General features: G+C 72.1%; 12 protein-coding genes. 3 read left to right on the top strand and 9 right to left on the bottom strand.

Annotation, left to right across the window (positions count from 1 at the left end; translation table 11 throughout):
* Positions 1-352: 352 nt before the first annotated feature.
* The 6 genes from cobT to ACIO3P_RS29340 all read right to left on the bottom strand — a co-directional run bounded on the left by cobT (position 353) and on the right by ACIO3P_RS29340 (position 8962).
* Positions 353-3757 carry a nicotinate-nucleotide--dimethylbenzimidazole phosphoribosyltransferase gene (cobT, locus tag ACIO3P_RS29315; RefSeq protein WP_401854369.1) on the bottom strand — a complete coding sequence of 1135 codons (3405 nt, stop codon included), beginning with the start codon at positions 3755-3757 and terminating at the stop codon, positions 353-355.
* Positions 3758-4105: 348 nt separating this feature from the next.
* Positions 4106-5326, bottom strand: coding sequence for a precorrin-6y C5,15-methyltransferase (decarboxylating) subunit CbiE (gene cbiE / locus ACIO3P_RS29320; protein ID WP_329821452.1), 1221 nt, complete (start codon positions 5324-5326; stop codon positions 4106-4108).
* 160 nt (positions 5327-5486) lie between these two features.
* On the bottom strand, positions 5487-6164 hold the full coding sequence (locus ACIO3P_RS29325) for a GNAT family N-acetyltransferase (protein WP_401793379.1): 678 nt from the start codon (positions 6162-6164) through the stop codon (positions 5487-5489).
* Positions 6165-6270: 106 nt separating this feature from the next.
* On the bottom strand, positions 6271-7134 hold the full coding sequence (locus tag ACIO3P_RS29330) for a MetQ/NlpA family ABC transporter substrate-binding protein (RefSeq protein ID WP_329821454.1): 864 nt from the start codon (positions 7132-7134) through the stop codon (positions 6271-6273).
* A 77-nt stretch (positions 7135-7211) separates the two neighbouring features.
* Positions 7212-7883: a methionine ABC transporter permease gene (locus ACIO3P_RS29335; RefSeq protein WP_329821455.1), complete on the bottom strand. Its 672-nt coding sequence runs from the start codon at positions 7881-7883 to the stop codon at positions 7212-7214.
* Positions 7880-8962 carry a methionine ABC transporter ATP-binding protein gene (locus ACIO3P_RS29340; RefSeq protein ID WP_401854367.1) on the bottom strand — a complete coding sequence of 361 codons (1083 nt, stop codon included), beginning with the start codon at positions 8960-8962 and terminating at the stop codon, positions 7880-7882. Before ACIO3P_RS29340 ends, ACIO3P_RS29335 begins: the two co-directional genes overlap by 4 nt.
* A gap of 604 nt (positions 8963-9566) precedes the next feature.
* Between ACIO3P_RS29340 and ACIO3P_RS29345 the strand changes: the two genes are divergently transcribed.
* Both ACIO3P_RS29345 and ACIO3P_RS29350 read left to right on the top strand, forming a co-directional pair.
* Positions 9567-9926 carry a hypothetical protein gene (locus tag ACIO3P_RS29345; RefSeq protein ID WP_401854365.1) on the top strand — a complete coding sequence of 120 codons (360 nt, stop codon included), beginning with the start codon at positions 9567-9569 and terminating at the stop codon, positions 9924-9926.
* A 4-nt stretch (positions 9927-9930) separates the two neighbouring features.
* Positions 9931-10362, top strand: coding sequence for a hypothetical protein (locus tag ACIO3P_RS29350; RefSeq protein ID WP_329821458.1), 432 nt, complete (start codon positions 9931-9933; stop codon positions 10360-10362).
* 96 nt (positions 10363-10458) lie between these two features.
* On the opposite strand, the gene ACIO3P_RS29355 is transcribed toward ACIO3P_RS29350, so the two are convergent.
* The 3 genes from ACIO3P_RS29355 to ACIO3P_RS29365 form a co-directional block, all read right to left on the bottom strand.
* Complete coding sequence (locus ACIO3P_RS29355; protein WP_329821459.1) at positions 10459-10962, bottom strand: GNAT family N-acetyltransferase; 504 nt, start codon at positions 10960-10962, stop codon at positions 10459-10461.
* Between the two features lie 36 nt (positions 10963-10998).
* Positions 10999-11577, bottom strand: a complete 579-nt coding sequence (locus tag ACIO3P_RS29360) for a sigma-70 family RNA polymerase sigma factor (RefSeq protein ID WP_329821460.1) — start codon at positions 11575-11577, stop codon at positions 10999-11001.
* A gap of 74 nt (positions 11578-11651) precedes the next feature.
* Positions 11652-12803 (bottom strand): glycerophosphodiester phosphodiesterase, encoded by a 1152-nt coding sequence (locus ACIO3P_RS29365; protein WP_401854362.1) that lies wholly within the window; start codon positions 12801-12803, stop codon positions 11652-11654.
* 280 nt (positions 12804-13083) lie between these two features.
* Here ACIO3P_RS29365 and ACIO3P_RS29370 point away from each other — a divergent pair, with 280 nt between their 5' ends.
* On the top strand, positions 13084-13713 hold the full coding sequence (locus ACIO3P_RS29370) for a lysophospholipid acyltransferase family protein (RefSeq protein ID WP_329821467.1): 630 nt from the start codon (positions 13084-13086) through the stop codon (positions 13711-13713).
* Positions 13714-13717: the final 4 nt, after the last annotated feature.

Below are 13717 nucleotides of genomic sequence, written 5' to 3' on the forward strand. Positions count from 1 at the left end.
GTGAGGTGGGCGGTGGGTGAGGTGGGCGGTGGGTGAGGTGGGCTGAGGTGGCGTTTTGGGGTGGGTCCAGCTTACGCGGCGGGGTCGTGGGCGGTCGTGGGTCGGCCCGCTGTGCGGTCCTGCTGTGCGGTCCCGCTGTGCGTGGCTGGGTGACGGGTGCCGGGGCCTCCGGAGGTACATGTCCGGACGGCATGATTTACGCCGCGTGCGGGTCGATGGAAGGAGTGCGGGCCTTGTGCGGCACAAATCACGCTTTAGTGTCCGGACACGCACCTCCTCCGACCCCGACCCCCTCCCTCCGGTGGGCGACCACGGCCCTCCGTCGCCGGTCGGGGAGGGAGGGCCGTGCGGCTTACTTCTCCGTCACTCCTGCCGAGTCGAACGTTGCCACCTCGTGCATCGCCCGTGCCGCGCTCTGGATCACCGGCAGGGCCAGCAGCGCGCCCGTGCCCTCGCCGAGGCGGAGGTCCAGGTCGACCAGGGGGCGCAGGCCGAGCTTGTTCAGGGCCGCCACGTGGCCCGGCTCCGCGCTGCGGTGGCCGGCGATGCAGGCCGCCAGGGCCTCCGGGGCGATCGCGCGGGCGACCAGTGCCGCAGCGCCCGCGCTGACGCCGTCCAGGATCACCGGCGTACGCATCGACGCGCCGCCCAGCAGGAAGCCGACCAGCGCCGCGTGTTCCAGGCCGCCGACGGCCGCGAGGACGCCGATCGGGTCGGCCGGGTCGGGCTGGTGGAGGTCGAGGGCGCGGCGGACCACGTCGACCTTGCGGGCGTGCATCTCGTCGTTGATGCCCGTGCCCCTGCCGGTGACCTCCGCCGGGTCCTGTCCGGTGTAGACGCAGATCAGCGCGGCCGAAACCGTGGTGTTGGCGATGCCCATCTCACCGGTGAGCAGCGCCTTGTTACCCGCCGCCACCAGGTCACGGGCCGTTTCGATGCCCACCTCGATCGCGGCGAGGACCTCGTCGCGGCTCATCGCGGGGCCGGTCGTGAAGTCGCCCGTGCCCGCGCGGACCTTGCGGGGCAGCAGGCCCGGGGTCGCCGGGAAGTCGCCCACGACGCCCACGTCCACGACGCAGACCTCCGCGCCGACCTGGGTCGCGAACGCGTTGCACACGGCGCCGCCGGCCAGGAAGTTGGCGACCATCTGGCCGGTGACCTCCTGCGGCCACGGGGTCACCCCCTGCGCGTGCACCCCGTGGTCGCCCGCGAAGACAGCGACGGCGGCCGGTTCGGGGATGGGGGGCGGGCAGAGCCGGGAGAGGCCGCTGAGCTGTGCCGAGATGATCTCCAGCATGCCGAGCGCGCCGGCCGGCTTCGTCATCCGTTTCTGGCGCTCCCACGCCTCCCCCAGCGCCTTGGCGTCCAGCGGGCGGATTCCGGCGACGGTCTCCTGGAGCAGGTCGTGCGGCTCCTCGCCCGGCAGGGCGCGGCGGCCGTACGTCTCCTCGTGGACGACCCAGGACAGGGGGCGGCGCTTCGACCAGCCCGCCTGCATCAGTTCGGGCTCCTCGGGGAACTCGTCGACGTATCCGACGCACAGGTACGCCACGACTTCGAGGTGTTCCGGCAGGCCCAGGACGCGGACCATCTCGCGCTCGTCGAAGAAGCTGACCCAGCCGACGCCCAGGCCCTCGGCGCGGGAGGCGAGCCAGAAGTTCTCCACGGCGAGCGCGGAGGAGTACGGGGCCATCTGCGGCTGGGTGTGGCGGCCCAGAGTGTGCCGGCCGCCGCGGGTCGGGTCCGCGGTGACGACGATGTTCACCGGGGTGTCGAGGATGGCCTCGATCTTCAGTTCCTTGAACTGCTTGGCCCGGCCCTTGGGCAGCGACTTGGCGTAGGCGTCGCGCTGACGCTGTGCCAGTTCGTGCATGGACCGCCGGGTCTCTGCGGAGCGGATGACGACGAAGTCCCAGGGCTGCGAGTGGCCCACGCTGGGCGCGGTGTGCGCGGCTTCCAGGACGCGGAGCAGTACCTCGTGCGGGATCGGGTCGGAGCGGAAGCCGTTGCGGATGTCGCGGCGTTCGCGCATCACGCGGAGGACGGCGTCGCGCTCGGCGTCGTCGTAGCCGGACGGGGCCGCTGTGCCCTCCGCTGTGCCCTCCTGGCCTTTCTCTTCCTGCGCCTCGTGATCGTCGTGGATCTCCTGCGCGGCCGACTCCGGGGCGAGTTCCGGCTCCGGGGTGGGCTCCGGGGCGGGTGCGGGTTCGGGTTCGGGGGAGGCCGTTACCGCTACGGGGTCGGGGATCGGCTCGGGGGTCGGCTCCGCTACGGGGGTCGGCTCCGCCACGGGGGTGGGTTCCGCCACGGGGGTGGGTTCCGCCACGGGGGTGGGTTCCGGGTCCGGCTCCGCTACGGGTGCGGGTGCGGGGGCTTCCTCGGCCGTCGGCTCGGGCTGCGGCTCCGGCTCCTGGGGCGGTTCGGGGGTCACCGCTGCGACCGGCTCGGGTTCCGGTACGGGCTCCGGGTCCGGCTCCGCGACGGGTGCGGGTGCGGGTGCGGGTGCGGGTGCGGGAGCTTCGTCGGCCACCGGCTCGGGCTCCGGTACTTCGGCCGCGGGCTCAGGGGTGATCGGTTCGGCCTCCGGCTCGGGTTGCGGTTCCGGCTCGGGGGCGACGGCGGCGGGCTCGGCCGCGGGCTCCGGCTCGGGGGCGACGGGCTCCGGCTCCGCCACAGGCTGGGGTTGGGGCTCCGGTTCCGGGGCCGGGGCCGGGGGCTCCTCGGCCGCCACCGGCTCGGGTTGCGGTTCCGGCTCGGGGGTTTCCTGGAGCTCCGGGGCCTGCGCCACCACGACCGGCTCGGGCTGGGGCTCCGGCTCCTGCTGGGGTTCCGGTTCAGGGGCGACCGTTTCCGCGGGCGCCTCCGGTGCCGCCTCGGCCACGGCGGGCGTCTCCGGCTCGGGGGCCGTGGGCGGCGTCTGGGTGCGGGGGCGTACGCGGACGGCCTGGGTCGGCGCGCCGGCCGGGCCGCGGTCGGCGAGCGAGCGGACCACGCCGCCCGTCGGGTCGGGCACCGGCGGGCCCATGTGGAGCGGGCGGCGCGGCGGGGCCGCAGCGGGCGCGGGGGCCGCGGCGGGCGGCGGGACGCGTACGCCGTTCAGGTCGACCGAGCCGGAGTCCCGGCCGCCGGCCTCGTGCGCGTCCGGCTGGTGCGGTGCCTGCGGCACCTCGGCCGCGGGCTCCTCCGGCGCGGGCTGCTCGGGCGGGGCGGCCGCGACCGGGGGCTGCTGCTCCTGCGGTTCGGGCTCCGCGGGGGCCTCGTACGCCTCAGGTGTCCCCGGCGGGACCTGGGCCTGGATCTGTGACACCGGCTCCGTCATCGGCGCCGGCTGTTCTATGGGAGGCACTTGCTGCTGGACGGGCACCTGCGCGGCGGCGTACTCCTCCGGGACGGCATAGCCCTCGGGCGCGGTGGCGTACGGGTCGGCGGGCGCGTACGTCTCGGGTGCGGCGGCGTACGTCTCCGGGGCGGCGTAGCCCTCGGGGACCCCGTACGCCTGCTGGGGCGCGGCGGCGTAGCCCTCCGGGGCCGCGTACCCCTCCGGTGTGGCGTAGGCGGCGTGCGGGTCAGCGGGGACGACCTGGGGGTCGCTCCAGCCGCCCTGCGAACTCGGCATCAGCAGCAGGTCTTCGTCCTCGGTGGCGGGCTCGGAGGGGGTCAGGTAGGTGTACGTGCCGGGAGCGGGTACGCCCGGCTGCTCCACCATGCCTGCGTTCTCCGGCAGTCCCTCGCCCGGGACCTGGCCGGTGTCAGTCATGCGTACCCCTCGCCCATTGTTTCCGCTCCTTCGGCCCTTCCACCGGGGCGCCCGATCCGCGGCCTGTGTCCGGCGCCCGTCAGGAACAACGAGCGTGGGCGCCGCGCGGCACGAATCGACCCGCGGTCCCTCCGTGGTGTCACGGCTTCCCGCGGGCTTGCCCAGCCGTGGCGGGGATCCGCCGCGGCCCGCTGTGGACTGCGCCACGTCGCGCGTCCCCCCGGTCTCCGCTGTACCACATCAGGGCCTAAAACGGGCCCCTTTTCCGGACATTGACGAACGAAGCGACGAACGACCGGCAGCGGTACAACGATCGGCCAGCCTACCTCGCGGAGGGGCGCGGCAGGGTCATGGGGAGAGGTCCTGGCGCCGTCCCGAGACCAGGAAGACGACGGAGCGCTCGCGTTCGGTCCAGCCTCCGGTGTCGAGTGCGACGGACTGGAGGAGGGCGCACTCCACCTCATATCCCCCTCCGGCCAAGGCCGTTCCGACGGCCTCGGCCTCGTCCCTGGTGGCGGCGTGGGTGACGATCCGCTCGGGCCGGCGGTCGGCGCAGGCGATGACGACATCGACGCCGCCGCCCCCGATCCGTACGACATCGGGTTCGGGGAGCCGTTCCAGTACGTGGGGGGCCCGGCCCTGGACGACCTGGAGCTGGACGCCGGCGCGGCGGGCGGCGGCGGCCGTGCTGGCGCAGGCCCCGGGTTCGTCGTCGACGGCGATCACGGCCGCGCCGAAGCGGGCCGCCTCGGCGGCGAGCGCCCCGCTGCCGGAGCCGATGTCCCAGATCAGGTCGCCGGTGCGGGCGCCGATCCGGGCGAGTTGGGCGGCGCGCAGCCAGGTGGACTCGCCCTCGTCGAGGTTGATGCCGTACTCCTCGCCGGGCAGCGCCCAACCGCGGCGCTCCGGCGGGTAGCCGGGGTCGCGGCCGGCGATCCAGCCGCCGGAGGGGGCGGGCGCGGTGCCGATGCCGCCGATGACGATGACGACGTTCGGGTCGCGCCAGACGTGGTCGGCGGCCTTGTCGGAGGTGAGGACGGTGACCTGTTCGCGGTCGGTGCCCAGTTCCTCGCAGATGACGAAGGTGCGGTGGACGCCGTCGAGGAGCAGGGCGAGTTCGGCGGGGCCCGCGCCCGGGGAGGTGAGGACGGCGACCTTGGTGTGCGCGCGGACGACGTTGACGGCGCGGCGCAGCGTACGGCGGTGGGCGACGACGATCTGGGCGTCGTCCCAGGCCATGCCGGCCCGGGAGAAGGCGGCGGCCACGGCGGAGACCGCGGGGACGACCTCGACCTCCAGGCCGTGTTCGGGGGCGCGCAGGGTGCGTACGACGCCGAAGAAGCCGGGGTCGCCGTCGGCGAGGACGACGGCGGTGCCGCGGTGTCCCGCGATCCTGCGGGCGGCCAGGTCGATGGAGCCGAGTCTGATGCGCTCGGCGCCGGCGGGTACTTCGGGGAGGGCGAGATGGTGGGCGGCACCGGCCACCAGGGTGGCGGCCGAGAGGGCGGACCTGGCTGCGGCGGTGAGGGGCGAGCCGTCCCAGCCGATCACCGTGACGCGGTCGGCCATCGTCGTCAGTCTCCCGGGGTTGTCGCGGGTGGGGCGGTGGATCGCGCGAGGGTGCCGCTTCGTACGGACCGCCCTGGGGCCGGGCACGACGAGGCACGGTGAGAGTACCTGGCGTGGTGGAACGGCGGCCGGGCGGAGGGGCCGAAGTACGGGGAAGAGGTCAGCGCCAGTCGGGGAAGGAGGCGTAGCCGCCCGCGTCGGCCATCTGCTCGCCGATGCCTTCGAGGTCCTCGGGGAGGAGGCTCCAGACGATGAGGTCGGTGCGGATGTCGGTCCAGCCGCCGTCCTCGGTCTGCGAGCGGGCTATCCAGGCGTTGCGCAGGACGCCCTCGCTGATGCAGCCGATCTTCTGCGCGACCTGCTGGGAGGCGGTGTTGTCGGCGGCGGTGCGCACTTCGATGCGTTCGAACCGCAGGTCGCGGAAGAGCCACTGGGCGACCGCGAGCATCGCTTCGGTGGCGTATCCCTCGCCCCGAGCCCAGGGTCCGGTCACGTAGGACGCCTCGGTGGCGCGTGCGCGCCAGTTGGTGTTGCGCAGCCGGACGACGCCGACGAGCCGCTGGGTGAGGAACTCATGGACGGCGAAGGCGATCCCGCGTCCCGTGCGGCGTTCGTTGGGGGCGATTCTGCGGACCCACACCTCGGCGTCCTTGTCGGTGTACGGATGGGGCACGGAGGTCCAGGCCGTGACCATCTCGTCGTTCATCATCTCGATGTGCGCCGGGATGTCAGCGAGTTCGTAGGGGCGCAGCACCAACCGCTCCGTGCTGATGGAAACGTCCGGAAAGGTGGTAGTCATGCGAGCTCCATGCCTCTGTCCGCCGTAAATGCACAGCATGCAGCATCCGGACGGGATGCGCATGGCCGGGTCCTCACGGATGCGTGTGCCCCGCACACGACGCGTGTGTGCGGGGCGGGCACGGACAAGGACGTTACCGCTGTGGCTACTTGGCCGCGCCGAAGGAGGCGATGACCGAGCCGTCGTAGGTGTCGTCGATGTACTTCTTGACCTCGTCCGAGTTGAGGAGCTTCGCGAGCTTCTCGACGCGCGGGTCCTTCTCGTTGCCGCGCTTGACGGCGAGGAAGTTGGCGTACGGGTTGCCGTCGGCCTTCTCCAGGGCGAGGGAGTCCTCGGCGGGCTTGAGCTTGGCCTCGATGGCGTAGTTGCCGTTGATGACGGCGGCGTCGACATCGTTCAGGGCGCGCGGCAGGGTGGCGGCCTCCAGCTCCTTGAAGGTGAGGCCCTTCGCGTCCTTGACGGAGGAGAGGTTGGCGTCGGTGCCGACGCCGTCCTTCAGGGTGATCAGACCGTTGTCGGCGAGCAGCTTGAGCGCGCGGCCCTCGTTGGTGGTGTCGTTGGGGATGGCGACGGTCTGGCCGGCCTTGAGGCTCTTGAGGTCCTTGACCTTCTTGGAGTAGAGGCCGAGGGGTTCCAGCTCGACGTTGACGACGGGCACGATGTCGGTGCCCTTCTTCTTGTTGAAGTCGTCGAGGTACGGCTTGTGCTGGAAGAAGTTGGCGTCGACCTCGCCGCTCTGGGTGGCGGTGTTCGGCAGGACGTAGTCCGTGAACTCCTTGACCTCCAGCTTGAGGCCCGCCTTCTCCGCCAGGTTCTTCTGGACGAAGTTCAGGATGTCGGCGTGCGGCGTCGGGGACGCGGCGACGACCAGCGGCTTCGCGGGGTCGGCGGAGGCTCCGGCCGCGGCGGCGCCGCCGCCCGGGTCCGAGGAGGTGCCGCAGGCGCTGAGGCCGAGGGCGAGGGCCGTGGTGACGGCCGCGGTCGCGGTGATCTTGAGGGTGGTACGCACGAAGAGTGCCTCTTTCCGGTGATGCGGGTGACGTGGCCCGGACAAGGAGTGCGGGCCGTTGAGGGAGGTCGGTGGGTTCAGGAGGCGGTACGGCCGCGGCGGGCCAGCAGCCGTACGGCGCCGTCGCCCAGGAGCTGGATCACGGTGACGATCGCGATCAGCACCACGACCGTGGCGATCATGAAGCCGTTCTCGAAGCGCTGGAAGCCGTAGGTGACGGCCTTGGAGCCGAGCCCCTCACCGCCGACCGCGCCCGCCATCGCCGAGTAGCCGATGAGGACGATGAGGGTGGTGGTGACGGCGGAGACGAGGGAGGGCAGGGCCTGCGGGAGCAGGACCTTGCGGACGATCGTGGGGATCGAGCCGCCCATCGCCTGGACGGCCTCGACCAGCCCGTGGTCGACCTCGCGGATCGCCGTCTCGACGAGGCGCGCGAAGAAGGGGATGGCGCCGATCGCCAGGGGCACGATCATCGCGGTGGGACCGATGAAGGTGCCCACGACCAGGGTGGTGAACGGGATCAGCGCGATCAGCAGGATCATGAACGGCAGCGAGCGGCCGATGTTCACGATCACGCCGACGACCTTGTTGACCGCCGTGTTCTGGAGCAGTCCGCCCTTGTCGGTGAGGACCAGCAGGATGCCGAGGGGCAGTCCGCCGGCGATGGTGACGAGCGCGGACCACAGCACCATGTAGAGGGTGTCGATGGTCCCCTGGGAGAGCAGGGGCTGCATTTCCGACCAGGTCACTTGGCATCTTCCTTCACCGGGGCGAGGGTCTTGGCCGGAGCGGGTACGGAACCGCGTGCGGGCGCTTCGGGGTCGACGACCTCCGCGTGGAGGCCCTGCTCACGCAGGAAGCCGACCGGGACGACGTTCTCCTCGTACGTGCCGGGCAGTTCGATCCGCATCCGGCCGATCTGGCGTCCGCCGACGGTGTCCATCGCGGCACCCAGGATCGATATGTCGATGTTGTACGTACGGGAGAGCTGCGAGATCACCGGCTGGGAGGCGGCCTCGCCCTGGAAGGTGACGTCGATGACCGTACGGCCGGGGCCCGCGGGCGCGCCGCCCACCGGGAACAGCTCCTGGGCGAGCTGGGAGCCGGGGGTGGCGAGCAGTTCGCCGACCGTGCCGGACTCGACGATCCGGCCCTGGCTCATCAGCGCCGCGGAGTCGCAGATCGCCTTCACGACCTCCATCTCGTGGGTGATGAGCAGGACGGTCAGACCGAGCCGCTGGTTGAGGTCGCGCAGGAGCTGGAGGATGGAGCGGGTGGTCTCCGGGTCGAGGGCGCTGGTCGCCTCGTCGGAGAGGAGCACCTTCGGGTTGCCGGCCAGCGCGCGGGCGATGCCGACGCGCTGCTTCTGGCCGCCGGAGAGCTGGGTGGGGTACGTCTTGGCCTTGTCGGCGAGCCCGACGAGGTCGAGCAGTTCCAGGGCGCGGCGACCGCGCTCCTGGCCGGAGACGCCGAGGATCTCCAGCGGGAGTTCGATGTTGTCCTGGACGGTGCGGGAGGACAGCAGGTTGAAGTGCTGGAAGACCATGCCGATCGAGCTGCGCGCGCGGCGCAGCTCCTTGCCGGCCCTGCGGCCACGCCCGGCGAGCGCGGTGAGGTCCTGGCCGTCGACGGTGACCGTGCCGGCGGTGGGGCGTTCGAGGAGGTTGACGCAGCGGATCAGCGAGGATTTGCCGGCGCCGCTGCGGCCCACGACACCGAAGACCTCGCCCTCGCGGACGTGCAGGTCGACGCCGTCGAGCGCGGTGACCTCACGGCCGCGCGACTGCGCGGACCGGTAGACCTTGGTCAGGCCCGAAGTAGTGATCACAGGAGGTTTCCGTCACTGTCGAGTGCGCGGCGGGGTACGCCGGGCACGAGGCATTCGTCGGTGCCGCGCGCACGCCGGCGCGGTGGGTGACCGGGGCGCGGCGCGTGCGGGGACAGGCCCTACCGGGCGCGGGCGCGCGAGGAGGCCGGGTCTCGCTTCGGGGCGCGAGGCTCAGGCGGGGGCCCTCAGAAGGAGCACATTCGACACAGACAACGAGCACCGGGCGTCGTGATCGCCTCGGTCGCGGGGTCGCGGTAGCTCGTCGTGGTCATGCGGCAAGTAAAACAGACATCAGGACGCCCGTCGGGCAGGTGTCCGTATAGCGGAATGATTTGTCGCACCATACGGACAGTTCGGTGGCCGCGGCACCTGCGGGCCCGATCGCTCGCCTGACCTCGGGTGTCACCGCTCCATCGGGTCTGACCTGCTCGGATACGGCGACAGGGGCGGGCGGGGCCGGATCCGCGAGCGGTGGGTGGGCGACGTACGGCCGCTGTCCGCTGTGGTCAAGGCCACGGTCCTGACGGCGCCCGCGCGCGGGCGGGCGGACACGGGCCCGGGGGTGCCCGCAGGGGGTCTTTTGCGCCGTAATACCCTCGGGCCCATGCTTGTCGCCCTGACGGTCGCGGTCTCCGTGACCGCGCTCGTCCTCGCCGCCTGGTGCGGTCACGCCGCCTACCGCGACCAGCCCACCAAGGACTGGCACTTCATCGGCATGGCCGTGGTGTCCCTGCTGGCGCTGATCCAGTGCGTGGTGGGGATCGTGCAGCTCGCGCGCGGGGAGAAGGCCGACGAGGGCTCGGTCATCTTCGTCTCGTATCTGCTGGGCGCCCTGCTGGCAGTGCCCGCGGCGGGTTTTCTGTCGTTGGGTGAGCGGACCCGCTGGGGTTCGGTGACGGTCGCCGCCGGGGCGGTCGTCCTGGCCGTGCTGGAAGTGCGGCTCCACGACATCTGGGGAGGCTGACCCGATGACCACCGAGGTGCCACGGACGTCCGGGGCGCGAGGAAGCCGGCTGGTCAAGGGCCCCGGCCTGCTGCTGGTCTGGCTGTACGGGGTGATGTCCGTGGGCGCCGTCTCGCGGTCGGTCTACCAGATCGCCACCGAGTTCGACCACGCGCCGCTGGCGTACTCGCTCTCCGCCGTGGCGGCCTTCGTCTACGCCTTCATCACGTACACCCTCGTGCGCGGCGGTGAGTCGGCGCGCAGGGCGGCCCTGGTGTGCTGCGCCGCCGAACTCGTCGGCGTCCTGACGGTGGGGACGTGGACGCTGGCCGATCCCTCGGCCTTCCCGGACACCACCGTCTGGTCGGACTACGGGATGGGCTATCTCTTCATCCCGGTGCTGCTGCCGGTCACGGGCATCGCGTGGCTGCGGAAGCGGGCGTCCGCGCGGGGCTGACCCCGGAGGGTGTTCGAGGAGCGGGTTTCGAGAAGCGGAATCCCCCGGCCGGCCCCCCGCCGGTGTGCGGCGGACGAGGAGGATTCCGCCCTCACCTCAGGCGCTGGCCACGTACACCCGGTCGGCCGCCACCTTCTCCAGCCTGACGAGCCGCAGCTTCGGGCCGACCTGCTCCGTCGCCACCGGCGCGTACCCGCGGCTGCGGTAGAGCCGCAGATTGCCCTCGTTGCGGTGGCCGGTGAAGAGCTGGAAGCGCTGCGCGGCCGGCTCCGCCGCGAAGTGGACCTCTATGGCGTCGAGCAGCCGCCCGCCGAGGCCGTGCCTGCGCAGCCGCGGATGGACGATGAGTTTGGCGATCCTGGCCGTGCCGTCCGCGTCCACGCTGCCCCGTACCGAGGCCACCACCTCGTCGCCGAGGCGCGCCACCAGGCCGTGCCCACCGTCGAGTTCGGCCCTCAGGTCGTCGAGCGTCTGGGTGAGCGGCTCGATGGTGTAGTCGCCGTACAGCTCGGCCTCGTTCTGATAGCAGAGGTACTGGAGCTTCAGGATCTGCTCCGCGTCCTGCGCACTCGCCGCTGAGATGGTCACGCTCATGCCCATGTGTGCATGCCTCCCGCTCACTTGGTCCGCCGGTGTCTACCGCTCCTTTCCCCCACGTTCAGGAGCCGCAACCTCCGCCGCCAGCATTCTGCGCAGGCATCCCAGGCATCTCGATCGCAAGGGGCCCAAACTGCCCTGTGACATACCCAACTCACCGGCCATCTCCCGGTAGGTGAGGTCCTTCGCCGACAGCATCGCCGTCAGCACGCCGGGGCAGCGGCCCGGTGTGCGCCCGACCGCCGCGTGCACCGCCCGGTTCCAGTCGGTGCGCAGCGCGATCCGTTCGGGGTCCGTCTCGGCGTCGGCGGCGGGTTCGTGGCGGTACACCCGTTCCCTGGCGGCGGTGCGCCGGGCGCGGCGCGCCTCCGCCCGTACGACGTCGCGCACCCAGCGCGCGGGATCGCCGGGCGTCCCCGCCCTGGCCGGCCGCTCCAGCAGCCGTACCCAGGCGCCCTGTTCGAGATCGCCCGCCTCGACCCCGGCCGCCGGCGCCTCCGCCGCCGCCTCGGCACGGACGAGGGGCAGCAGCGCCCGGACGAGATCCGGCGGGTGCTGCGCCTCGGGCTGCGGAGGACGGGGTACGCGGAGGGGCCGGGTGGCACGGACTGGCGTCATGTCCGGCGGGACGTCCGGGCGGTGGGGGATGGTTGCTCCCCGGCCGGGCGATCACCCGACCGGGGGATGCCGGCTCAGCGGCTGACGAAGTCCGCCCGCGCGAGCAGACCGGTGTCCGGGTTGTCGGTGAAGATCCCGTCGATGCCCTGCTCGAAGTAGGCCCTGAGGGCGCCGAAGGCGTCGCCGTACGCGTTCGGGTCCGTGCCGCGCCGGAAGTCGGCGGGCAGGAAGGCGTTCTCGTTGCGGAGCGTGTACGGGTGCAGGATCAGTCCCTGGGCGTGGGCGTCCCGTACGAGCGTGGTGGGCTTCCCGAGCTTGCCCGCGGCGTCCTTCGGGATGACCAGGTCGAGCGTCGGGCCGATGCCCTGCGCGAAGGACGCCATCCACTTCAGCCCCTCGGGCGTGACCAGATCGGCGACCGTGCGCGGGTCGCCCGCGACCGTGAAGTCCCAGGGGCGGGTGGCCGCCGCGTCGAGCAGGACGACGCGCGGGGAGTCGACCAGCTTCGCCATCCGCCGCATGCTGCTCGGCTCGAAGGACTGGAGGAAGATCGCGGAGTCGGCGCGGTCACGCCGGTACTTGCGGAGCAGCTTCGCGAAGGGCTCCTCCAGGCCGAGGCCGAGACCGCGGAAGTAGGTGGGGTGCTTGGTCTCGGTGTAGAGCCAGACGGTGCGGCCGAGGCGGCGGCCCTGCTCGTCGGCCCAGCGCAGCACCTCCTCGAAGGTGGGGATCGTCCAGCGGCCGTCGTAGAGGGTGTTGTGCTGGCGCACGCCGGGGATGCGCTCCTTGGCGCGCAGGGTCTTCAGCTCGGCGAGGGTGAAGTCCTCGGTGAACCAGCCGGTGAGGCTGACCCCGTCGACGGACTTGGTGGCCTTGCGGTCCGCGAACTCCAGGTGGTCGGCGACATCGGTGGTGGCCGTGATGTCGTTCTCGTGACGGCACACCAGGTGCCCGTCCTTGGTGGGCACGAGGTCCTGCTCGATGACGTGCGCGCCGAGGTCGAGGGCGTGCTGGTACGAGCCGAGGGTGTGCTCGGGGCGGTAGCCGCTGGCCCCGCGGTGGCCGACGATCGTGGGCACGGGCAGGGCCGGCTTCGACGGCCCGTGGCCGCCCCGTCCCCGCTCGGCCGCGTCCGCCGCGGTGGGCAGCGCCACGGCCGCCGAGCCGAGCACCGCCGCGCCCAGTACGGACCGCCGTCCGGGCGTGTTCCGCGCACCCTGTGTCATGAACGCTCCTTCGATGTGGTGTCCCGGCGAGGTCCGCGCCTGCCGAACGACGCCTGAGCGTAGGCGGCCGTCCCCGTCGTACGGGAGACCGTGGTGCGAACGTGGCGGAAACACAGGTCAACAGTGCGTATCCACTCCGTGAACCCGATGTGCGCTCCCCCTGAGCCGCGAGTACCGTACTCACCTGCATGGATTTACTCGGCCGTCCAACAACCGCACCACGACACCGGAGGACCCGTTGTCCCGCTTCGCCCTCATCAAGGCACTGCTCGGACCGGTCATGCGCCTGATGTTCCGTACGAGGGTGGAGGGCGCCGAGAACATCCCGCGGAGCGGCCCCGTCATCCTCGCCGGGAACCACCTCACCTTCATCGACTCGATGATCCTGCCGCTGGTCTGCGACCGTCAGGTCTTCTTCATCGGCAAGGACGAGTACGTCACGGGCAAGGGGCTCAAGGGCAAGCTGATGGCCTGGTTCTTCACCGGTGTCGGCATGATCCCGGTCGACCGGGACGGCGGCCGGGGCGGTGTCGCCGCGCTGATGACCGGCCGCCGGGTGCTGGAGCGCGGCCAGCTCTTCGGCATCTACCCGGAGGGCACCCGCTCCCCCGACGGCCGCCTCTACCGGGGGCGTACGGGGATCGCGCGGCTCACGCTGATGACGGGCGCCCCGGTGGTCCCGTTCGCGATGATCGGCACGGACAAGCTCCAGCCGAACGGCTCGGGCATGCCGCGCTCCGGCAAGGTGACGGTGCGCTTCGGCAAGCCGATGGAGTTCTCCCGGTACGAGGGCATGGACCGCGACCGCTATGTGCTGCGCGCGGTGACGGACTCGGTGATGACCGAGGTCATGGAGTTGTCGGGCCAGGAGTACGTGGACATGTACGCCACGAAGGCCAAGGCCGCGTAGCGCC

This window comes from Streptomyces sp. NPDC087310 (assembly GCF_044744405.1).
Lineage (GTDB): Bacteria > Actinomycetota > Actinomycetes > Streptomycetales > Streptomycetaceae > Streptomyces.